Genomic DNA, 20,139 nt, shown 5'->3' on the forward strand with positions numbered 1-20,139 from the left:
GCCCGGTTACCCGCCGGGCGGCCGGCACCTGAGTTCCAGCACGGCAGGAGAACGGACATGAAGCGCTCGACGTCGGACGCAGCGGGGCGCCACCCGGTTCCAGGTCCACGGACGGCCGCACAAGCCTCCGGCGCCTGGATCGCGGCCGCCGTCGTCGCGATGGCGCTGCTGATCGCCGGTTGCACTGCACCGCAGGGAACCACCTCCGCCCAGCCCCCGGCCACGGAGACAGCAGCCCCGGACACACGGCGAACCAGGCCAGAGCCGCCGCAGACCCCGGGGGCGGAACAGAGCCCGCCGCCGGCTTCGCCCGGCCCCGTCCCGGCGTCCGTTATCCCGGTCAGGCCGGCAGCCCCACAGGCCCAGGCGCCCACGGACCCGCCCCCACGCCTCCTCACGGTGGAAGGCACCAGCATTATCAACATGGCGATCGTGGAGGTGGGGGTGAGCCCGAACGGTGCCATGGAGATCCCGGAGCCCTTCAACGAGGCCGGCTGGTACCGCTTCGGACCGGCTCCCGGAGCTGCCGCCGGCACCGCGGTGGTCGCGGCGCACGTGGACACAACGTCCGATTCGGCGCCGTTCTCCCAGCTGAAGTCGCTCGCGCCGGGGACGCTCGTGAGGGTCCAGCGCGAAGCGGCCGCGCCGCTGACTTTCCGCGTGACCGGGGTGGAACTCATGGCCAAGGACGCGTTCGACGGCGCGTCGATCTTCCGGCGCGACGGACCGCCCCAGCTGAAGCTCGTGACCTGCGGCGGACGATGGCTGGACGAACAACAGGACTACGGCGACAATGTCATTGTCACGGCGGTGCCTGCATGACGCAGCACGCAGGCACCGCCGTCGCCACGAGCAGGGGGAAGGAGCCGGGCTTGGCACCGTTCGAGGCCTCCTCCGAGTGGGACTCGGGCCTGAACGAGTCTTTCGCCGCAGGTGACGAAACCGCGTTGGCCGAGGCGTATCGGCAGTTCTCGCCCCTGGTGCACACGTTGGCGCTGCGCTCGCTGCGTGACAATTCCGCGGCCGACGACGTCACCCAGGAAGTCTTCATCCGCGTGTGGCGCTCGCGTGCTGCGTTCGACCCGGGGAAAGCGCGGCTGCCGGCGTGGATCGTGGGCATCACCCGGAACGTGATTACGGACGCGCAGGCAGCCTCAACGCGGGAAACCCGGAAGGTGCTGGCCGCCGTCGAGCTCTCCCCGGACCCGGAACAGGCCGCCGGGCACGCAACCGCGGAGGTGCTGGCCGACCGCCTGCTGCTGGACGGGGAACTGGAAAGGCTGGGAGAGCCGCAAGGATCCATCCTCAAGCTCGCCTTTTACGATGACCTGACGCATTCGCAGATTTCACAGAAACTGGACCTGCCGCTTGGTACGGTCAAAAGCCACATCCGCCGTAGCCTGTCCCAGCTCAGAAGCCGATTGGAGGTAGACCGTGCAACATCTTGATCCGGAGTCCTTGAGCCTGCTGGCCCTCGGCGAAGAGCTCGGAGACGACGCCGCGGACCACCTCCGTTCCTGTGCCAGCTGCGCAGCGGACTACACGGGACTCAGACGCGCCGTGGTGGCGGCGAAGCCAGGAGCGGCGGCCGGCGCACTGGAGCCGCCGGGGCCGCAGGTGTGGGCAGGAATTCACAGCGCCCTGGGGCTTTCCACCGCCGTCGCGGCTGACCCGCTTGGTTCCCCGACGGCGTTGGGCAGCCCCCCGCCGCCGCCGCCGTCCGGTTCCGTGACGCCGCTCCCGGCCAGGGAGGACAGGGCCGAGCGGAGGCAGGAACCTGGCGGAGGGTCCGGCTGGCTCCGGAGCCCACGGATGTGGCTGGCGGCGGCCGCGGCCACGGCGCTGCTGGCGGCAGGTGTCTTCTGGTCCGTGCAGCAGAACCAGCCTGCGGTGACCCCGCTGGCCCAGGCTGAACTTGCGCCGGTGGACCAGCATTCCGCCACCGGCTCCGCCCGGATCGTCGAGGCCAAGGACGGGCAACGCACCCTTGAGGTCCGGGTGGACAAGGTCGAGGCCCGCGGTTACCAGGAGGTATGGCTGATCGCGCCGGACCTGTCACGGCTGGTGAGCCTGGGAGTCATGACCTCCGAGTCCGGAACATTTGCGGTGCCGGCGGGCCTGGATCTTGGTGAATTCCCGATCGTGGACGTATCCGACGAGCCGGTCGACGGCAATCCCGCACACTCCAGCGTGAGCATTGTCCGCGGAACCCTCGCCTCCTGAACTGATGCGCGCCTCTTGCCAGCGGCTCCGGGCGAGAACATAGTGGAGGGAATTTACCACTTCACCGGGGGAAGCAGGCGACCATGCCGAACAACGAGGTACCGGGAAGAGCACTCCTGGACGGCAAGACCGCGCTGATCTACGGTGCGGGCGGTTCCATCGGCGGCGCGGTGGCCCGTGCTTTCGCGGCGGAGGGTGCCTTCGTCTACCTCGCCGGACGCACTGAGTTGCCGCTGGAGAAAGTAGCCCGGGATATTCAGGAAAAGGGCGGCAAAGCGGAAACAGCCGTTGTCGATGCCCTCGACGAGGAACAGGTCGACGCGTTCGTGGACCGGGTGGCCAGAAAGAACAAACGGATTGACATCTCCTTCAACGTCATCTCCTTCGGCGACATCCAGCAGCCGCTGATGGAGATCGACGTCAACGACTTCACCCGGCCCATCAGCCTCGCCACCCGCACCCATTTCCTCACCACCCGGGCCGCTGCGACCCAGATGATCAAACAACGCTCCGGGGTGGTGCTGATGTTCGGCGGCTCCGGACCCCAGACGTTGCCCGGGCTCGGCGGGTTCAAGGTCGCACTGGATGCGATGGAGGGGTTGCGCCGGCAGTGGGCCCTGGAACTGGGCAAGCACGGCATCCGCGTGGTCACGATGGTGTCCGGAGGCATCATCGAGACGATCCCGTGGCAGACGGAGAGCCGGGAGGAGATCATTCTGGAGATCGCCAGGGCAGCCCACCTGAACCGCACCGCAACGCTGGACGACGTCGGAAACGTCGCCTGCTTTGTGGCCTCGGACAGGGCCGGGGCCATCACCGATGCCACGGTCAACATCTCCGCCGGCGCGATCGTGGACTATTAGGGGCTACGCCACCAGGTTCGCAGCAGCGCCGTCCATGTGCTCGAGGATGGTCTGCCGGGAGAGCTGGGCGTCGCCGGACTCGATCGCGGTGACGATATCGAAGTGTCTGTCGACGCTCATGTTGCTGACAGCCCGCTCCACCCCCGCGAACATGATCGACATCCTGATGGATCCTTCCAGGGACTCCCATGAGTGCAAAAGGGTCTCGTTGCCCGTCAGGCGGCACATCGTCCGGTGGAACTCGAGGTCGGATTCGATCCGCTCTTCCAGTGTGCCCTTGGCTGCCGCGGCCATGGCTTCGACCGCGGTGCGCAGCGACGCGGTCACCTGCACGCGGTCCGGCAGCTCGCACAGTGTCCGCGCGGCCAGCGATTCGAGCGCGGCCCGCACCGCGAAGATGTCGCGGATCTCCTTGGCATCCAGGTGGCGCACCGACAGCCTGCCCCGGGGCCCGGCAGAAAGCAGCCCCTCCTGCTCCAGCTGGCGAAGAGCCTCCCGCAGGGTGCCGCGACTGATCTGCAGCATGTCCGACAATTCGGTTTCCACCAGGTGCCGACCGGGCTCAAGTTCGCCACTGGTGATGGCGATGCGCAGCGCGGACAGGGCCTGCTCGCGGAGACTCTTCTTCTCGAGTCCCAGCAAGGGTGCTGTAGCTCCGGCCATGACGTGGGTCCTCAATATCGGGTTGACGGTTAACAAATTACTGTCAACCGTAGGTGTGTTAACTGTTGATCTTACGGGAGAAGCGCGGAACAGGCCCGTGCCCGTGCCGCGCTTCTGCCGGTTCTGGGGCTATCCCAGTTCAGAGAGGACTTTCGCAACAATTTTCTGCACGGTTAGTCCGTAACGGTCGTGGAGCGTGGGCAGGGCTCCGGCAGCGAGGAACTCGTCGGGCAATGCCACCGGCACCACCCGCTTGCCCAGTCCGGCCGTGACGACGGCGGAGGCGACGGTTTCGAAGAGGCCGCCCACCACGCTGTGGTTCTCCAGCGTCACCGCGAGGCGGTCGGTGTCCAGCTGGGCCAGCACGGTCGCGGCGTCGAAAGGCTTGATCGTGGGGGTGTGCACGACGGCGACATCGACGTGGTGGGCTGCGAGGGCTTCTGCCGCCTGCAACGCCCGCATGGTCATGAGCCCGCTGGAGATAAATACGACGTCGGCACCGCCGCGCAGGACTTTAGCCTTGCCGAGTTCGAAGCTGTAGTCGTACTCGTCCAGGACGGTGGGAACGTTGCCGCGCAGCAGACGAAGGTAGCTGGGCCCCGGACTCGCCGCGAGCTGCGGAACCGCCTGCTCGATGTCCAGCGCGTCGCACGGGTCCACGATGGTGAGGTTGGGCATGCCGCGGAAGATCGCCATGTCCTCGGTGGCCTGGTGGCTTGGTCCGTAGCCGGTGGTCAGGCCGGGAAGTCCTCCCACGATGTTGACATTGAGGTTGGGCTCGGCTGCGTCCAGGCAAAGGAAGTCGTAGGCGCGCCGCGCGGCGAACACGGAATAGGTGGACGCGAACGGCACCAGACCGGTTTCGGCCAGGCCGGCGGCGGCGCCGAAGAGCAGCTGCTCGGCCATGCCCATCTGGAAGAACCGTTCCGGGTAGGCCTGGGCGAAGATGTGCATATCGGTGTACTTGCCCAGGTCCGCGGTCAGGCCAACGATCCTGTCGTTCTCCTGGACCGCCTGGACCAGGGCATGCCCAAACGGTGCCGACACGGTCTTCTGCCCGGGGTCCGCGAAAGACGCGATCATGGCGGAGGTTTTGAGCTTGGGTGCTGTGCCCTTCACTGCTGTGGTGGTGCTCATCGGCCGGCCGTCCCTTCAAATCCTGCGGTCAGTTGCTCGCGGCAGGTCTTCCATTCGTGTTCTTCGATCCGCATGAAGTGGGCCTTTTCGCGATCCTCCAGGAGCGTCACGCCGCGGCCGACCTTGGTATCGCACAGGATCACGGACGGCCGTCCCGTGGCGGCGGCTTGGGCTGCGGCGTTATCGAACGCTTCCAGCAGCGCGCCGACGTCGTTGCCGTCCACACGCTGGGTGTACCAGCCGAAAGCCTCCCACTTTTCGGTGACGGGTTCGGTGCGGAGCACAGTGTCCGTCTTGCCGTCGGCCTGCAGGGCGTTGATGTCCACCATCGCGGTCAGGTTGCCGAGCTGGTGGTGGTGCGCGCCCATCGCGGCCTCCCAGGTGGAGCCTTCGTCGAGTTCGCCGTCGGAGAGGAAGTTGTAGACCCTCGCCGCGGAGCCCTGGTGGCGCAGGCCCAGGGCGATGCCCACAGCGATGGAGAGCCCGTGCCCCAGGGAGCCGCCGGAGATTTCCATCCCGGGGGTGTAGGTGGACATCCCGGACATCGGCAGTCGGGAGTTGTCCGAGCCGTAGGTGTCCAGTTCCTCGACCGGGATGATCCCGGCCTCGGCGAGGGCCGCGTAGTGCCCGATAGCGTAGTGGCCGGTGGAGAGCAGGAACCGGTCACGTTCCTCCCAATCGGGATTGTCGGCGCGGAACCGGAGCTGGTCCGCGTACACAGCGGCGAGCATGTCCGCCGCGCCCAGGGCCTGGCCTACGTAGCCCTGGCCCTGGACCTCGCCCATGTTCAGGGCGTGGTGCCGGATCCGGTAGGCGGCGCCGCTGACGCGGACCGTGCGCTCAGTGTCGGTCTCGCCAGGAAGCCTCCCGGTGGTGTGCAGTGCCTGCGTTGCCGCCATCACGCGTTCACCGACTCGGGGGTGCTTTTGCTGGCCTCGTCCGCGAGCTGGCGCTCACGCTTGCCCCAGGTTTCGCGGGTGGCGAAGGCGGCCCAAAGGCCGATGGCGGCGTAGAAGCTGAAGAGCAATGCCGGGCCCATCCAGCCGAAGCTGACGAACAGCAGTGTGGTGATAAACGGCGTGAAGCCGGAGACCATGGCCGAGATCTGGTAGGCGAGCGAGGCGCCGGACGCGCGGGTCTTCGCCTGGAAGAGCTCCGGGAACCAGGCGCCCTGGGCGCCGGCAAGGGAGTTCTGGCACACGGCGTAGGAGATCGCGAGCGTGGCGATGATCAGGATGAACAGGCCGGTATTGACCAGCAGGAACATGGGGATGCCGAACAGCAGGGCGAAGGCGCAAGACCAGATATATAGGGGGCGGCGGCCGATCCTGTCCGTCAGGCGGGCCCAGGCCATGGTGGCAAAGATGCCGATGGCCGAAGCGATGCAGAGGGCCACCAGGGTCTGGGTTTTGTCCGCTAGCTGCTGGGTGTGGAGGTAGGAAATCATGTACGTGATGGATACGGCGTAGCCTGCGGTCTCGGCGATGCGGAGGCCGATTCCCTTGACGATGTTGCGCCAGTCGGTCTTGATGACCTCGACGATTGGGGACTTCACGATGGCGCCGCTGTCCTTGACCTCGTCAAAGACAGGGGACTCGGGGACCTTGGAGCGGATGATCAGGCCGACGGCGACGAGCACGATGCTGGCAAGGAACGGGATCCGCCAGGCCAGTTCGCCGCCGAGATGGACGCTGAAGAGGAAGACGAGGTTGGCCAGCAGGAGCCCGACCGGGAAGCCGGCCTGGACGATGCCGGTGTACCTGCCCTTGGACTTCCACGGAGCGTGTTCGTAACTCATCAGGATCGCGCCGCCCCACTCTGCACCGAAGGCCAGGCCCTGGACGATGCGGACGAAGACGAGCAGAGCCGGGGCCAGCAGGCCGACCTGGCTGTAGGTGGGGAGCAGGCCGATCATGAACGTTGCGATGCCCATGAGGATCAGCGATGCGACGAGGACGGGTTTGCGGCCGAGCTTGTCGCCAAGGTGGCCGCCGATGATGCCGCCGATGGGCCGGGCGGCGAAGCCGACGCCCAGGGTGGCGAAGGCGGCAAGGGTTCCCGTGACCGGGTCTCCGGTGGGGAAGAACGCCGTGCCGAAGTACAGGGCAGCCGCCGTGCCGAAACCGATGAAGTCGTAGGTCTCGATCACTGCGCCGACGCCGGAGCCGATGGCGACCCGCTTCGCGTCCTTGGTGCCGTGGACCGGCCCCCTCATGTTTAGAGCTTCGTTGCTCATACTGGATCCCTTTCGAATAGCGGCTGACGCCTCGGCGCCATCACTGTCGACTGTTAACAAATGATACGCCAGTGTGACCCACGCCCCACATCAATGTCAACAGTCAACTTCAAAGGTTGACTGTTGACAGTAGACTTCCGTAGTGTGGTCTGCATCACCACCGCCCCCGGGCGCTACCAGAGGATCAACGACGATGTTCAACTCCCGACTTGGCTGCTCGTCCATAAGTTTCCGGCACCAGGACCTGTCCACGGCGCTCCGCACCATGGCCGGCCTCGGCTTCGAGGAAATTGACCTTGGAGCCCTCCCGGGGGTCTGTGACCACGTCCCCTATGAACTCGATCTGGCCGCGGTCGCGGTTGTTGCGGCTGAGGTCGCAGCCTCCGGCCTCCGGGTGCGCTCGGTCAACGGAGACATCGGGGACCTCAACGCCGGTCTCGACGCCGCCGGGGAGGCGGACCGCGAACGGCACCTGACGGCGCTGCTCACCCTCACGGCCGCCACCGGGGCAAAGGCGCTTGTTCTTCCCTGCGGGGCCCTGAATCACGAACCGGTCCGAAGCGTTGAGGAGGATCTGGACCGCATCTCCGCCGGGCTGATCCACGCCGGGCAGCGCGCCGCAGGGTTCGGCGTCGAAGTCTGGACCGAATCGCTGCACTACCTCCGGTTCTGCTGGAACCTCGAGCGCGCCGGACTGCTCGCCGAGCGCCTGGCCGGGTCGGGCGTCGGAACCGTGATGGATTTCAGCCACATCGTGGCCGCCGGCGAGGAGCCCCTGGAGTACCTCCGGCGGCACGAAGGGCGGATTTCCCATGTCCACCTCCGCGACGCCGTCCCGGGAAACATCAACCTCAGCATCGGCAACGGGCACGCGGACTTCGCCGCAGGACTCCGCGGCCTCGCGGCGCAGGGTTACACCGGCCATTTCTCGCTCGAACTGGAGACCCGGGACGTCACCCACGGGGAACGCCCGGCCGCAGCCGCCAAGGCCGCCAGCTTCATCACCGACCTCATCCGATCACCGATTGCTCCGTAACTGCCGTTATAAGTCCTCAAAACGGCGGTTACGGAGCAATCGATCCCAGCAAGAGTTCCAACACACACCATTCAAGGAGCATCATGAGCAACACCATCCAGCGCACCGCCGTCCTGACCGGAGCCACCTCGGACCGGGGCATCGGCATCACCACCGCACGCCGCTACGCCAACGACGGCTGGGCCGTCGTGATTCTGGACCTCGACGGTGAGAAGTCCGCCAAGGTGGCCGCCGACATCGGCAACGAATTCAACGTCCCGGCGTTCGGCCATGAGATCGACGTCGCCAACGAGGAATCCGTCAACGCCGCCTACCAGGCCGTCGCGGCCGAAATCGGTTCCGGCAACCTGCCCCCCGTCGGCGCCCTGGCCAACATCGCCGGCATCACCTCGCCGGTGCCGTTCCTGGAGACCACACTGGAGCTCTGGAACAAGGTCATGGCGGTGAACTCCACCGGCACCTACCTCGTCACCAAAGCCTTCCTCCCGGACATGATTGCCAGCGGCTGGGGCCGGATCGTCAACATGTCCTCCGTTTCGGCGCAGCGCGGCGGCGGCGTCTTCGGCAAGGTCCCCTACTCCGCCGCCAAGGCAGCCATCCTCGGCTTCACCAAAGCCCTGGCCCGTGAAATCGGCAGCACCGGCGTGACCGTCAATGCAATCACACCCGGCGCAGTGGACACCAACATCCGGGTCGGCAGCACAGAGGAGCAGGAGGCCGCCATCAACGCCGGCATCCCCGTGGGCCGGAACGCCAGTACCGAGGAAATCGCGGCCGTCATCACCTTCCTGTCCTCCGAGGAATCCGGGTACCTCACCGGAACGACCATCGACATCAACGGCGGAAGCCACATCCACTAGCAGCCTTCGCAGCCGCAGCCCAGGAGCCCCAAAATGACCAGAATATTCAACGACCCCTCAGATTTCGCCGAGGAAGCGCTCGCCGGCTTCTGCGACCTCCACTCGGACCTGGTCCGGCAGGTACCAGGCGGAGCCGTCCGCCGCCGCCGCCCCGGCCACCCGAAGGTGGCCGTCCTGGCCGGCGGCGGCTCAGGCCACTACCCGGCCTTCGCCGGACTGATTGGGACAGGACTTGCCGACGGCGCCGTGGTGGGAAACATCTTCACCTCGCCCTCGGCGAAGCAGGCATACTCCGTGGCGAAGACGGCGGAGAACGGCGCCGGCGTCGTCTTCGCCTACGGCAACTACGCCGGCGACGTGATGAACTTCGGCCTGGCCAGCGAGCGGCTGGCCGCCGAAGGGATCGCCGTGGAAAACGTCCTGGTGACGGATGACATCGCCAGCGCCCCGCCGGCCGAGTCCGGCAAACGCCGCGGCATCGCCGGGGATTTCACTGTCTTCAAGATCATGGGGGCAGCTGCCGAGGCGGGAGCCAGCCTGGCCGACGTCGTCCGGCTCGGCCGCAAGGCGAACGAGCTGACCCGGAGCATCGGGAGCGCCTTCCACGGCTGCACCTTCCCGGGTGCCGCGGCGCCGCTGTTCACCCTCGAAGACCGGAAAATGGGCCTCGGTCTGGGCATCCACGGCGAGCCCGGGCTGTTCGACACCGAACTGCCGCCCGCCAGGGAGCTTGGACAGGAATTCGTCTCCCGGGTCCTCGCGGAAACGCCGCCGGGCGCCGGCCGGCGCATCGCCGTCATCCTCAACGGGCTCGGATCCACCAAGCACGAAGAGCTTTTTGTGCTCTGGCTGACCGTCGCCCCGCTGCTGCGCGCCGCGGGCTACACCCTCGTGATGCCGGAGGTCGGCGAACTGGTCACCAGCCTGGATATGGCCGGCGTTTCGCTGACCGTCACCTGGCTCGATGAGGAGCTCGAACCCCTCTGGGCGGCGCCGGCCGAAACGCCGGCTTACCGGCGGGGCTCGGCGGTCCCGTTGGCGGGGGAGGAGTTCGCCGGGCAGGCGTCCGACACCGCCGCCGGTCCCGAAGCGTTTGAAGCGGGGGCGGGTTCGCGTGCCTATGCGGACAACTGCGTTGCTGCCCTTGGCGCCGCCCGCGAGGCGCTGCATGAGGCCGAGCAGCGGCTGGGTGATCTCGACGCCGTTGCCGGGGACGGGGATCACGGCCGGGGAATGGTCCGCGGAATCGACGCGGCCGCCGCGGCGGCCGCCGGGGTGGTGGCCCGCGGTGCCGGTGCCGGTGCCGTCCTGGTCGCAGCGGGTGACGCCTGGGCCGACAAGGCCGGCGGCACTTCAGGTGTGTTGTGGGGCGCCGGCCTGCGGGCCTTCGGCGAGTCCCTTGGCGACGAGAGTGCCCCCGGCGCCGGTGAGCTCGCCGCCGGGGTGCAGTCCTTTGCCGCCCGGATTGTTGAACTTGGCCAGGCCGAGGTCGGCGACAAGACCATGGTGGACGCCCTTGTCCCTTTCGTGGACACCTTTTGCCGGCTCGCGGCGGCAGGTTCCCCGCCCGGGCTGATCTGGGCGGAAGCGGCGGCGGCCGCCGCCGCAGCAGCGGAAGGCACCGCCGGACTGCGTCCGCGCAAGGGGCGGGCCCGTCCGCTGGCGGAAAAGAGCCTGGGGACTCCCGACCCGGGGGCCACCTCGCTGGCCATGGTCTTCGGCGTGATGGGTCCGCACTTCGCCGCCGTCCTGCAGCCGGCGGGGGCGAACTCATGAACCGCGGGCCCGGCGGCATCCCCGCCCGTATCGAGGTGACGGAAGGGCTTCCGGCAGGCATCCGCGTTGTCCTGGGCGCCGACGAGGCCGGCGTTGACTACAAGAACCGCATCCTCGAGGATCTCCGCTCCGATCCGCGGGTCAGCGAGATCATCGATATCGGCGTCAACCGCAGCGACGCACCCGAACTGTTCACCCGGGCCTACCCGTATGTGGGTATTGCTGCCGGCGAGCTGATCAGGGATGGGCACGCGGACCGGGCCATTCTTTTCTGCGGCACCGGGATCGGTGTGGCCATCGCCGCGAACAAGGTGGACGGCATCCGCGCGGCCACCGCCCATGACTCGTTCAGCGTGGAGCGCTCGGTGCTGTCCAACGACTGCCAGATCCTGACGATGGGCCAACGGGTGGTGGGAGTGGAACTGGCCCGCCGGCTCGCCCGGGAGTGGCTGGGCTACACCTTCGACCCCTCCTCGGCCTCGGCGGACAAGGTCAAGGTGCTCACGGACTTCGAGGGCTGCTGAGCCGGACTACTCCACCGTCACCTTGATCCGCTGCGCCACGTTGTTGCCCATGCCCTGGTAGTTCCAAACCTGCTCCAGCGGCTGGGTGGCGCCGGTGGCGTCCGTGGCGCGGCAGGCCAGCTCGTGGTCCCCGCGGTCAGCCACCCACGGCATGGACCAGCCGCACCAGGCGAAGGGCGCGGCCGGATGTTCCAGCTGCGCCGGTGCCCACTTGCCGTCGATGCCGACCTCGACGCGCTGCACCGCGCCCTCCCCGGACCACGCCCGGCCGGTCAACATCACCGGCCCGGCCGGCACGATCCGGCTCCTGGTGAAGAAGTCCGGCACGCCCGGGGGGATCATGAGCGAGCGGACCTTGATCCACGTGACAGGCGTGCCGACGTCGTCCGCGTCCTGCTGGTAGCGGTACGCCACCGCCTGCTGGAAACCGTCGAAGGGCTTGGCCAGCACCTTGATCGAGGACAGCCATTTGACGCTGGCCATCCCGTACCAGCCGGGAACCACCAGCCGCAGCGGGTAGCCATGCTGCGGCGGCAGGTCATTGCCGTTCATCCGGTAGGCCAGCACGACGTCGGGCCGCAGCGCCTCGGCAATCGGCAGGCTCCGGGCAAACTGCTGCCGGACGCCACCCTGGATCCCGGTGTCGGCGCCGGTGAACACCACCTCCACGGCATCGTCCTCCACCCCGGCCTGGCTCAGCAGGTAGGCGAGCGGGACACCGGTCCAGACAGCGGTGCCGACGGCCTCCAGCTGCCAGGGCTGGCTCAGCGGGCGGGGCCGCAACAGCGAGCGGCCGTTGCCGGCGCATTCCAGGGTCACCGGGATGCTGATCCGCGGTGACCGGCTGAGCGCCTTCAGGTTCAGCTCCAGGCTCCGCTGCACGGCGCCGCCGATCCACAGGTGCCAATGCTCGGCATCAATGAACGGGATGTCGAAATGGTTCAGCAGGTAGTGCAGCCCGGGCGGGGTGATGTCATTCCGCAGCGCCTCCAGCGGCATCGAGTGATTCCGCACGGCGAGCTGGAGTTCCTCCGCCGTCAGGGGGCCGTGGCTCGGCTCGCCCGGGTGCGGGGTGAGCTTCCGGCCGTGCCGCGGTGGCTTCAACATGGACGAGTGTCGGGACATCTGCTTGGGCATGGCATTGCGATTCTGCTCCGGACCGGCTCGGTTCTGGCCGGTGTCACCTGTCATCAGGTCTACGCCGCAGCCCCGAAACCGTCAATACTGGGCCCGACCGGGCACCGCCCTGTCCGCGCCGCCGGTGGGTCATCGCCTGGCCGGCTGGCTACAGCGTGTGCGACTCGGCCAGGAACTGCGCCAGGCCCAGCGGTTCGCGGCCGGTGAGCTCGTGGACGGCCGACGTCGGCCCGGCCAGTTCGCCGGCGGCGATCGCCGTGTAGGTGCTCACCCAGGCGTCCACCTGCCACGGCGGTGCGTCATAGGACGCGCGCGAGACGTAGGCCTCCTCGAGGCTCTCGTTGTGGAAAGTGATGGTCCGGCCGGTCCCGGCAGTGAGGATTTCCGCGGCCGCGGCCAGCGACATATCTTCGGGCCCGGTGAGATCGTAGCTTCTGCCGATGTGCAGGGCCGGGTCCCGGAGCACGGTGACTGCGGAGCGTGCGATGTCCGCCCGGGCGACGGCAGCCATGACGCCGTCCCCGGCTGGTCCGCGGATCACGCCGTCCCGACCGGCCAGCAGCGGCAGGAAGTCCAGGTAGAAGTTGTCCCGCAGGAAGGTGAAGTCCATCCCGGACTTCCTGATGTGCTCCTCGGTGGCGAAGTGGTCACGGCCAAGGGTGAAGGTGCAATCGGCTGCTGCGCCGAAGAACGAGGTGTAGACGAGGTGCCGCACCCCGGCCGCGGCCGCCGCGTCCACAAACGTGTAGTGCTGCTGCAACCGGTCCTCGGCTTCGGCAGCGGAGACCATAAAGAGCGTCTCCGCCCCCGCGAGGGCTGCCTTCGCAAGCTCGGAATCGGCGTATGTGAACACTACGGGAACAGCCTGATCCAGTTCCGGCGCCCGGCTGAGGTCGCGGACCAGCAACCGCTGCGGACTGCCCGCGTCGGCCAGCTGCCGGGCCACCATCCCGCCCAGGTTTCCGGTGGAACCGGTGACGGCGAGGGTCGGCACAGTTGCCATGGGTCTAAGCCTCCCGGGCGGCGGGCGACTTGGTCTGCGCCGGGTCGCGCTCGGCCAGCGAGCCGATCGCGGCGTCAATTTTGTCCATGATCCCGGCGTCCAGTTTCACCCCCGCGGCGGCGACGTTCTTTTCGATCTGTTCGGGCCGGGATGCGCCCATGATGGCGGACGCCACGTTCTTGTTCTGCAGCACCCAGGCGATGCTCAACTGGGCCATGGTCAACCCGGCTTCCTCGGCGATCGGCTTGAGCTGCTGCACGCCGGTGAGGACCTCGTCGGACATCCAGCGCTCGATCATTTTCGAGCCGCCCTTGGCGTCCGTGGCGCGGCTGCCCTCCGGAGCCGGCTTGCCGGGGTGGTATTTTCCGCTCAGCACACCCTGCGCCATCGGCGACCAGACGATCTGGGACAGGCCAAGCTCCTCGGACGCCGGAACCACCTCGGCCTCGATGACCCGCCAGAGCATTGAGTACTGCGGCTGGTTGGAGATCAGCTGGAAGCCGAGCTCTTTGGCGAGGGCATGGCCGTCGCGGATCTGGCTGGCCGTCCATTCGCTGACGCCGATGTAAAGGGCCTTGCCCTGCCGCACGATGTCCGCGAACGCCTGCATGGTCTCTTCCAGCGGGGTGTTGTAGTCGTAGCGGTGGGCCTGGTAGAGATCCACGTAGTCCGTCTGCAGCCGCGTCAGCGAGCCGTTGATGGCCTCCATGATGTGCTTGCGGGACAGGCCAAGATCGTTGTGGCCCTTGGGGCCGGTGGGCCCGAAAACCTTGGTGAAGATTTCCAGGGATTCGCGCCGCTCATCCTGCAGGGCCTTGCCCAGCACGGTTTCCGCCGCCGTGTTGGCGTAGACGTCAGCGGTGTCGAAGGTGCTGATACCGGCATCCAGTGCGGCCCGGACGCACTGCGTGGCGACGTCGTTCTCCACCTGCGAGCCGTGCGTGAGCCAGTTGCCGAAGGTGATTTCCGAGATCTTGAAGCCGCTGTTCCCGAGGTATCTGAATTCCATGGGTTTCACCGTAGCCGAGTTGCCTGCCCGGGGTAAGGCTTCAGCCCGCTTTGCGCTCGTGCGCCTGGGGCTCGTGCAGTTGTTCGTTCTGGTTTTTCTTCAGGGCCTTCCTGGGCAGCGGCAGCCGGCCTGGAAGAGTGACCAGCGAGCCCGTGTCCAGCAGGGACCTCGCGGGCGGCATCGGGGCTTTCTTGAAGGCCGGCGGGACGCTGCCGAGCTGGCCGTTCCGGTCAGTGGCGGACTCCACGAGCGGCGCCACGGCCGCCACGTCCCGTGCCGGGGCCGTGGGGCTGGGCAGATCGCGGACCGAGACCTTGACAGCCGGTGCGGCGGCCGCCTTGGTCCGGGCGGCCGCGCGGGCATCGGCCCTCGCGACGGCGGCAGCCCAGTCCGGGGATAGGGCAGGTTCCGGTTTGGCGGTCTTCGCTGGACGGCCGGGTTTGGCCGTTTTCGCAGCCTTGGAAGCCTGGGCCAACTGGGTTACTTCGGCTGCTCGGACCCGGCGGTCCCGATGCGCGGTTGTGGCGGCCGGTTTGGTTCTGCCGCCGGTCCTGAAGAGCCCGCGGCCCATGGCCATGATGGTCACGGCCGTCAGCCGGCCAAGGCCCGCAATGACCAGCGTCGCTACGAAAACGAGGAAGAGACCGAAGAACATGACGAGCGCCACTCCCAGGGTCCCAAAGAAGGTCAGGTTGAGGGCAATGGTTGTCGGATCGTCCATTTCACCCCTCCTAGCTGGCCTTGCCGCGACGCTGCCCGCCCAGTGCGGCGCGGCGGGTAACAGCACCCGACCAATAATACGGACTTTTCTCCGCGGACACGCAGCCATCCGGCGCCTTCAGCGAGAAGTGTCAAAGCTGTTATCGGTTCCACCGGGTCAGTCCCGCGGAACCGTACGTCTATAGTCGAAAGGAACCCTGCCGGCGTGGCCCGGCCCGTCGGAAAGGACCATCGTGACGTCTTCTGCCTCCGCAGGTACCGGAGCCGATGCCGTGCCGGTCCCGTCCCCCTTCCGGGGCAACTGCCCTTGCCTCTCGGGTGAGCAATGCGATGACTGCTGCGGCCGGTTCCACCGCGGCGAAGCGGAGGCTCCAACGGCCGAGCAGCTGATGCGCTCCCGCTACAGCGCCTTCGTCACGCGGGACACCGGCTACCTCCTGCGGACCTGGCATCCGGACACCCGGCCGGCCGAACTGGAGCTGGATCCGGGCATCCAATGGCGGCGGCTGGACATTGTCTCCACGACGCGCGGCGGCCCGCTGGACTCCGAAGGAACCGTGGAATTCACGGCCCATTTCCGTCACGACGGCGAACGCGGCGTCCAGCACGAGACGAGCCACTTCGTGCGGCTCGACCGCCGCTGGTACTACGACGCCGCCGTCGCCGTCGGGTTCGGCTGAACGCCGCCTAGCTAGCGATCCTCGACAGTGTCGACCGGGGTGAACCCGGCGCGGTCCACTTTGCGGTGGTAGTGCATGCCGGCGATACCGCCGAGGACGGCGCCGAGCAAGGCCACTGCGGCCACCACGACTGCGGCGATGATGCTGGTGGTGGTCAGTTCGCCCTCGTTGACCGGGATGCGGGGAAAGCTGTTGAGCTGGGCCAGAATGTTGTACTGCTGTCCGGCCACGATGCCGAGGATTGCGATCACGACCGCGGCGATGAGGGCCCAGACCCACACCATGAAGCCCTGTTTGGCCCCGCTGAAGCGGGCCATCCGGGCGGCAACGTAACCACCGGAGTAATACGACACAAACAGGATGACCAGCAGCACGATGATGCCGACCAGGCCCACCGTTTGATTCCCGGAGGTGACCGTTGCGTTGACGTCGGTGTTGGTGGCGAGTCCGACGGCGGTACCGGCGGCGGCGACCAGTGCGGTCAGCAGCACGGCCATTCCAGTGGCGGCCAGCCAGCCGAAGAAGGCTGAACCGATTTTGATGCCGCCGAACTGCTCCTTTTCGCGGGCGACCACGGTTTGGCGGGTGGGCACCTCTTCGACGAAGTCGTCGCGGGCGGGTTCGTCGTGGCGTACGGCCGTGACGGGCTGGCTGCGGGTCGGTTCGGGGCGGGCCGGTTCAGCGTGGACCGCGTCCCGGGACCGCGTGCGTGCGTCGGTGGGGATGGCGCGGGTGTCGCCGGTGGTGTCGCCGGTTGGGATGGCGCGGGTGTCGTTTGTCCGGGCAGCATCCTGTCGGGCGTCGTGGATCCGGGCGTCCTGGCCGGCGGCCGCTTCATCGTCACGGGCGCGTCGGGGCGTTCGATCTTCGGGGCCTGCTGTGTTGCTCATGGGGACTGCTCACTTTCACTGTTTGACCGGACCCAGGGTTGGGGCCGGGCACCGCAAAGCGGCGACCGGAGGGCAGGTCTTAAGTCCACCTAATCACGGGCAGTCCAGGGTAGCAAGGATGCTTACTATTCGGTTGAGGGGGGCGACGACACGGCAACGCGCCCCGTCAGCGGTACTTCCGGTGCAGGTTTGCCTTCACCGAAGCGCCCGGGCTGGCGTCGGCAATCCACGGTCCGGTGCCTTCGGACTGGTCGAGGACTCCCGCCTCCAGCCACTCGTAGTCGCCGGAAAGGACCTTGCCGGCGAGCACGTGGTCGCTGTCGTCGGTGTTCCGCCAAAGCTGGTCGAAGTATTCGTCCACCCGCACGCGGGCCTGCTCGCAGAATGCCTCGGCGAGTTCATAGGCGGAGGCGCCCTTCTCCGGCGAGGTCCGCAGCAGCATTTCCGCCCGGGAGCAGCAGGCGGCCATGGCGAAGAGTTCCGCCCCGATGTCCACAATCCTGCCCAGGAACGCCTGTTTGTGCTCCAGCTTCGCCTGCCAGCGCCCCATTCCGTAGAAAGTCTGCCGGGCCAGCCGACGGGAGGACCGCTCGACAAAGCGCAGCTGTTTCGCGAGTCTGCCGAAGTCGGAATAGGAACGCGGATCCAGGCCGGCCCCGGCAACGAGTTTGGGCAGCCACTTCGCGTAGAAACCGGAAGCTCCGACGGCGGCCTTTGCCTTGTCGGAGAGGCTGGCGTCCTCGGAGGCCAGGGCGCCGGCGGCGGCAAGGTGCGCGTCGACGGCCTCGCGGGCGATCAGCAGTTTCATGATCTCCGAGGATCCCTCGAATATCCGGTTGATCCGCAGGTCACGGAGCTGCTGCTCGGCAGCCACGGCGCGCTCGCCGCGGGCCTCGAGCGAGTCGGCGGTTTCGAAGCCGCGGCCGCCGCGGATCTGCACCAGCTCGTCGGCGATCCGGCAGCCCATCTCCGTGGACCACAGCTTGGCCAGGGCCGCCTCGATCCGGACGTCCTTCTGACCGGCGTCGGCCATTTCGGCGGACAGCTCAAAGACCGCCTCCAGGGCGAAGGCGGTCGCCGCGATGAAGGCGACCTTCTTGCCCACGGCCTCATGTTTGCCCACCGGCCGGCCCCACTGGACGCGGGCATTGGACCACTCGCGGGCGATCTTCAGGCTCCACCGGCCGGAGGCGACGCAGAGCGCAGGAATCGAAAGCCGTCCGGTATTGAGCGTGGTGAGGGCAATCTTCAGGCCCTGGCCCTCGCGTCCCAGCCGGTTGGCAGCGGGGACCCGGACCTGGTGGAAACGGGTGACGCCGTTCTCGATGCCCCGCAGGCCCATAAAGACATTCCGATTCTCCACCGTGATGCCGGGGGAGTCCATCTCCACCACGAAGGTGCTGATCCCGCCCTTGTGGACCGTGCCGTCCGCATCCGTGCGGGAGGGGACCACCGCCATGATGACCACGAGTTCGGCGATGACCCCGTTGGTCGTCCAAAGCTTAACGCCGTCGATCACGTAGGACTCCCCGTCGTCGGACGGGACAGCCGTGGCGGCCATCCGGGCGGGGTCACTGCCAACGTCGGGTTCGGTCAACAGGAACGCAGTAATGGCACCCGCGGCGCAGCGCGGCAGGTATTCCCGCTTCTGCGCGGGCGTGCCGAAGACCTTGACCGGCTCGGGGACGCCGATGGAAAGGTGCGCGGAGAGCAGGGCGCCGAGGCTGGGGTGGACGGAGCCCAGCAGCGCCAGTGCCCGTCCGTAGTACACCAGTGAGAGGCCGAGCCCGCCGTAGTCGCGGGGGATCTTCATGCCGAAGACGCCGAGCCCGGCCAGGCCCCGGAGGTACGCATCCGGGATCAGCGCATCGCGCTCAATGGTTCGGCCGGACATGGTCCGGCAGTAGTCGGTCAGGCGGGCCATAAACGCTTCACCGCGTTCGACGTCGTCCGCCGGGGCTTCGGGCCACGGGTGGATGAGGCTGAGGTCAAAGCTTCCGAGGTACAGGCCCTTGGCGAAGCTGGGCCGGTCCCAGCTGGTCTCACGGGCAGCTTCGCTGATGGCCCGCGCGTCGGCCGCGGTGGCGTCCGGACCCATCGTCTCTGGCGGAACCGGTACCTCGGCGGCCGTGATGTCGGCCGGGTTGTCAGTGGCTGGGTTCTCAACGGCGGAGCTCATCGGGCATCTCCTCGCACCGGGGTTACCGGCTCGAGCCCTGGATCCGCCGTGGGTGGAGGACCCTTCAGCTGTCCCGCAATACTACCCGCGGGTAGGTGCCTGTACTAGGGGCCGGTTGGCCCATAATTTCTGCTGCGATATCGCCGACGAAGTCACTGGCGAAGTCGCCCGGCAGTTCCACCGTGGAGGCGTGGTGCACCAGCCGGTCCCAGGCGTGGTTGATGCCGTGGACAAGCCCCAGCAGGATGTTCGCGGCGATGAGCCAGGCGAGCCGGCCGACGCCGACCAGCACGAGGGCCGCGAAAGACGCCGTCATCATGAACAGGGTGATTACCAGGGCAAAAACAAGAGTTCCCATGAACACCAGCGTTGCCGTTTCCACTGCGCTTAGGTCGAACTGCATTTTGCCCCCTGCACCATTGCATCCGTTGAATCAGTAGCCCGAGCGTAGGGTGCCGGAAGTACGCTAGCCAGAGTCCGCCGCGCCACCCGGGACTCTTGATATGGGATCGAAATGCTACCGAAGCGTAGGTCACAAGCCGGTTGCGGAAACCTCACGGTCCGCCCGCTGCAACCGGCCTACCCCTGGGATTAGTCGTCGTCGCGCTCGGGGGCGCCCTGGCCGAGGACTTGGAAGTCGGAACCGAGCTGCACCTCAACCTGGGTGCCGTCGTTCAGCCGCACTTCCACCTCATAGGCGGAGCCGCCCTCGTTCTCGCGTTCCACCTCGCTCACCGTGCCCTGGCCGACCCTGGCGAGGGCGGCGCTGCCCGCCATGTCCCGGTCCCCGGAGCTCAGCGCGGGCAGGTTGGAATCGTCGTCCCCGCCCTGGCTTTCGACGGTGGATACCTGGAATGAACGGTCGAGGTTGACTTCAACTTTGCTGCCATCCGGGCGCATGACGTCGACCTCAAAGGCTGTGGCGCCGTCGTCGGTCTCTGCTTTCAAGACAGTTCCCCCGCCGGTCTTCGCGAGGGCCGCATCGCTGGCCTGCTGCAGCTCGGTTCCGCTCAGGGGCTGATCATCAGTGATCTGGGTGCTGGCAGCAACTGCGACCGTTGCCCCGCCCAGAATGATGGCCCCCGCCACGCCCGTGATCAGTACTGCTTTCTTACGCACGGCTGACTCCTCTCGCCTGATGAGCATAGTCTGCTCCTGTTGTGAACGGCGCACAACGATGAACGCAAACCGGGGGCCTGCGTT

At 67.4% G+C, this 20,139-nt stretch carries 21 protein-coding genes; 9 read left to right on the forward strand and 12 right to left on the reverse strand.

Features of this window, described 5'->3' with window-relative positions:
• Positions 1 to 57 precede the first annotated feature (57 nt).
• The 4 genes from AC50X9_RS10875 to AC50X9_RS10890 all read left to right on the forward strand — a co-directional run bounded on the left by AC50X9_RS10875 (position 58) and on the right by AC50X9_RS10890 (position 3,086).
• Entirely contained in the window at positions 58 to 822 is a 765-nt protein-coding gene (locus tag AC50X9_RS10875; protein ID WP_494893370.1) for a class F sortase, read from the forward strand.
• Entirely contained in the window at positions 819 to 1,448 is a 630-nt protein-coding gene (locus tag AC50X9_RS10880) for an RNA polymerase sigma factor (RefSeq protein WP_494893372.1), read from the forward strand. Before AC50X9_RS10875 ends, AC50X9_RS10880 begins: the two co-directional genes overlap by 4 nt.
• A complete protein-coding gene (locus tag AC50X9_RS10885; protein WP_494893374.1) occupies positions 1,435 to 2,223 on the forward strand; it encodes an anti-sigma factor domain-containing protein in 789 nt (262 codons plus the stop codon). Before AC50X9_RS10880 ends, AC50X9_RS10885 begins: the two co-directional genes overlap by 14 nt.
• Positions 2,224 to 2,306: 83 nt before the next feature.
• Positions 2,307 to 3,086, forward strand: coding sequence for an SDR family NAD(P)-dependent oxidoreductase (locus AC50X9_RS10890; protein ID WP_494893376.1), 780 nt, complete (start codon positions 2,307 to 2,309; stop codon positions 3,084 to 3,086).
• A gap of 3 nt (positions 3,087 to 3,089) precedes the next feature.
• Here the strand turns inward: AC50X9_RS10890 and AC50X9_RS10895 are convergent, their stop codons facing one another.
• The 4 genes from AC50X9_RS10895 to AC50X9_RS10910 form a co-directional block, all read right to left on the reverse strand.
• A complete protein-coding gene (locus tag AC50X9_RS10895) occupies positions 3,090 to 3,749 on the reverse strand; it encodes a GntR family transcriptional regulator (protein ID WP_494893378.1) in 660 nt (219 codons plus the stop codon).
• 129 nt (positions 3,750 to 3,878) lie between these two features.
• A complete protein-coding gene (locus AC50X9_RS10900) occupies positions 3,879 to 4,886 on the reverse strand; it encodes a transketolase family protein (protein ID WP_494893380.1) in 1,008 nt (335 codons plus the stop codon).
• On the reverse strand, positions 4,883 to 5,785 hold the full coding sequence (locus tag AC50X9_RS10905; RefSeq protein ID WP_494893382.1) for a transketolase: 903 nt from the start codon (positions 5,783 to 5,785) through the stop codon (positions 4,883 to 4,885). Before AC50X9_RS10905 ends, AC50X9_RS10900 begins: the two co-directional genes overlap by 4 nt.
• Positions 5,785 to 7,122 (reverse strand): MFS transporter, encoded by a 1,338-nt coding sequence (locus AC50X9_RS10910; protein ID WP_494893384.1) that lies wholly within the window; start codon positions 7,120 to 7,122, stop codon positions 5,785 to 5,787. The genes AC50X9_RS10905 and AC50X9_RS10910 overlap by 1 nt, the downstream gene beginning before the upstream one ends.
• A gap of 193 nt (positions 7,123 to 7,315) precedes the next feature.
• On the opposite strand from AC50X9_RS10910, the gene AC50X9_RS10915 reads away from it, so the two are divergent.
• The 4 genes from AC50X9_RS10915 (at position 7,316) to AC50X9_RS10930 (ending at position 11,318) form a co-directional block, all read left to right on the forward strand.
• Positions 7,316 to 8,158: a sugar phosphate isomerase/epimerase family protein gene (locus AC50X9_RS10915; RefSeq protein ID WP_494893386.1), complete on the forward strand. Its 843-nt coding sequence runs from the start codon at positions 7,316 to 7,318 to the stop codon at positions 8,156 to 8,158.
• Positions 8,159 to 8,241: 83 nt separating this feature from the next.
• A complete protein-coding gene (locus tag AC50X9_RS10920; RefSeq protein WP_494893388.1) occupies positions 8,242 to 9,018 on the forward strand; it encodes an SDR family NAD(P)-dependent oxidoreductase in 777 nt (258 codons plus the stop codon).
• A 33-nt stretch (positions 9,019 to 9,051) separates the two neighbouring features.
• Positions 9,052 to 10,794 carry a dihydroxyacetone kinase family protein gene (locus AC50X9_RS10925; protein WP_494893390.1) on the forward strand — a complete coding sequence of 581 codons (1,743 nt, stop codon included), beginning with the start codon at positions 9,052 to 9,054 and terminating at the stop codon, positions 10,792 to 10,794.
• A 59-nt stretch (positions 10,795 to 10,853) separates the two neighbouring features.
• Positions 10,854 to 11,318 carry a ribose-5-phosphate isomerase gene (locus tag AC50X9_RS10930; RefSeq protein ID WP_494893467.1) on the forward strand — a complete coding sequence of 155 codons (465 nt, stop codon included), beginning with the start codon at positions 10,854 to 10,856 and terminating at the stop codon, positions 11,316 to 11,318.
• 6 nt (positions 11,319 to 11,324) lie between these two features.
• Here AC50X9_RS10930 and AC50X9_RS10935 read toward each other — a convergent pair whose 3' ends face one another.
• The 4 genes from AC50X9_RS10935 to AC50X9_RS10950 form a co-directional block, all read right to left on the reverse strand.
• Positions 11,325 to 12,425 carry a sulfite oxidase gene (locus AC50X9_RS10935; protein ID WP_494893392.1) on the reverse strand — a complete coding sequence of 367 codons (1,101 nt, stop codon included), beginning with the start codon at positions 12,423 to 12,425 and terminating at the stop codon, positions 11,325 to 11,327.
• 178 nt (positions 12,426 to 12,603) lie between these two features.
• Complete coding sequence (locus AC50X9_RS10940; RefSeq protein WP_494893395.1) at positions 12,604 to 13,458, reverse strand: SDR family oxidoreductase; 855 nt, start codon at positions 13,456 to 13,458, stop codon at positions 12,604 to 12,606.
• Positions 13,459 to 13,462: 4 nt separating this feature from the next.
• Positions 13,463 to 14,467, reverse strand: coding sequence for an aldo/keto reductase family protein (locus AC50X9_RS10945; RefSeq protein ID WP_494893399.1), 1,005 nt, complete (start codon positions 14,465 to 14,467; stop codon positions 13,463 to 13,465).
• A gap of 40 nt (positions 14,468 to 14,507) precedes the next feature.
• On the reverse strand, positions 14,508 to 15,188 hold the full coding sequence (locus AC50X9_RS10950; RefSeq protein ID WP_494893402.1) for a hypothetical protein: 681 nt from the start codon (positions 15,186 to 15,188) through the stop codon (positions 14,508 to 14,510).
• A 271-nt stretch (positions 15,189 to 15,459) separates the two neighbouring features.
• On the opposite strand from AC50X9_RS10950, the gene AC50X9_RS10955 reads away from it, so the two are divergent.
• Positions 15,460 to 15,867: a YchJ family protein gene (locus tag AC50X9_RS10955; RefSeq protein ID WP_494893469.1), complete on the forward strand. Its 408-nt coding sequence runs from the start codon at positions 15,460 to 15,462 to the stop codon at positions 15,865 to 15,867.
• Between the two features lie 11 nt (positions 15,868 to 15,878).
• On the opposite strand, the gene AC50X9_RS10960 is transcribed toward AC50X9_RS10955, so the two are convergent.
• From AC50X9_RS10960 to AC50X9_RS10975, 4 genes are all read right to left on the reverse strand, one after another.
• A complete protein-coding gene (locus AC50X9_RS10960; protein ID WP_494893404.1) occupies positions 15,879 to 16,757 on the reverse strand; it encodes a TIGR04086 family membrane protein in 879 nt (292 codons plus the stop codon).
• Positions 16,758 to 16,923: 166 nt separating this feature from the next.
• Complete coding sequence (locus tag AC50X9_RS10965; RefSeq protein ID WP_494893406.1) at positions 16,924 to 18,936, reverse strand: acyl-CoA dehydrogenase family protein; 2,013 nt, start codon at positions 18,934 to 18,936, stop codon at positions 16,924 to 16,926.
• Between the two features lie 64 nt (positions 18,937 to 19,000).
• The gene (locus AC50X9_RS10970) at positions 19,001 to 19,339 is read right to left on the reverse strand and encodes a hypothetical protein (RefSeq protein ID WP_494893408.1); all 339 of its coding nucleotides are present in this window, start codon (positions 19,337 to 19,339) and stop codon (positions 19,001 to 19,003) included.
• A gap of 188 nt (positions 19,340 to 19,527) precedes the next feature.
• Positions 19,528 to 20,055 carry a PepSY domain-containing protein gene (locus AC50X9_RS10975; protein ID WP_494893410.1) on the reverse strand — a complete coding sequence of 176 codons (528 nt, stop codon included), beginning with the start codon at positions 20,053 to 20,055 and terminating at the stop codon, positions 19,528 to 19,530.
• Between the last annotated feature and the right edge of the window lie 84 nt (positions 20,056 to 20,139).

The sequence above is a fragment of the Pseudarthrobacter sp. HLT1-3 genome (assembly GCF_059383535.1).

Coding starts and splice junctions, on each gene's coding strand:
- AC50X9_RS10875 (WP_494893370.1), top strand. CDS start 58: ATGAAGCGCTCGACGTCGGACGCAGCGGGGCGCCACCCGGTTCCAGGT.
- AC50X9_RS10880 (WP_494893372.1), top strand. CDS start 819: ATGACGCAGCACGCAGGCACCGCCGTCGCCACGAGCAGGGGGAAGGAG.
- AC50X9_RS10890 (WP_494893376.1), top strand. CDS start 2,307: ATGCCGAACAACGAGGTACCGGGAAGAGCACTCCTGGACGGCAAGACC.
- AC50X9_RS10895 (WP_494893378.1), bottom strand. CDS start 3,749: ATGGCCGGAGCTACAGCACCCTTGCTGGGACTCGAGAAGAAGAGTCTC.
- AC50X9_RS10900 (WP_494893380.1), bottom strand. CDS start 4,886: ATGAGCACCACCACAGCAGTGAAGGGCACAGCACCCAAGCTCAAAACC.
- AC50X9_RS10905 (WP_494893382.1), bottom strand. CDS start 5,785: ATGGCGGCAACGCAGGCACTGCACACCACCGGGAGGCTTCCTGGCGAG.
- AC50X9_RS10910 (WP_494893384.1), bottom strand. CDS start 7,122: ATGAGCAACGAAGCTCTAAACATGAGGGGGCCGGTCCACGGCACCAAG.
- AC50X9_RS10915 (WP_494893386.1), top strand. CDS start 7,316: ATGTTCAACTCCCGACTTGGCTGCTCGTCCATAAGTTTCCGGCACCAG.
- AC50X9_RS10920 (WP_494893388.1), top strand. CDS start 8,242: ATGAGCAACACCATCCAGCGCACCGCCGTCCTGACCGGAGCCACCTCG.
- AC50X9_RS10925 (WP_494893390.1), top strand. CDS start 9,052: ATGACCAGAATATTCAACGACCCCTCAGATTTCGCCGAGGAAGCGCTC.
- AC50X9_RS10935 (WP_494893392.1), bottom strand. CDS start 12,425: ATGTTGAAGCCACCGCGGCACGGCCGGAAGCTCACCCCGCACCCGGGC.
- AC50X9_RS10940 (WP_494893395.1), bottom strand. CDS start 13,458: ATGGCAACTGTGCCGACCCTCGCCGTCACCGGTTCCACCGGAAACCTG.
- AC50X9_RS10945 (WP_494893399.1), bottom strand. CDS start 14,467: ATGGAATTCAGATACCTCGGGAACAGCGGCTTCAAGATCTCGGAAATC.
- AC50X9_RS10950 (WP_494893402.1), bottom strand. CDS start 15,188: ATGGACGATCCGACAACCATTGCCCTCAACCTGACCTTCTTTGGGACC.
- AC50X9_RS10960 (WP_494893404.1), bottom strand. CDS start 16,757: ATGAGCAACACAGCAGGCCCCGAAGATCGAACGCCCCGACGCGCCCGT.
- AC50X9_RS10965 (WP_494893406.1), bottom strand. CDS start 18,936: ATGAGCTCCGCCGTTGAGAACCCAGCCACTGACAACCCGGCCGACATC.
- AC50X9_RS10970 (WP_494893408.1), bottom strand. CDS start 19,339: ATGCAGTTCGACCTAAGCGCAGTGGAAACGGCAACGCTGGTGTTCATG.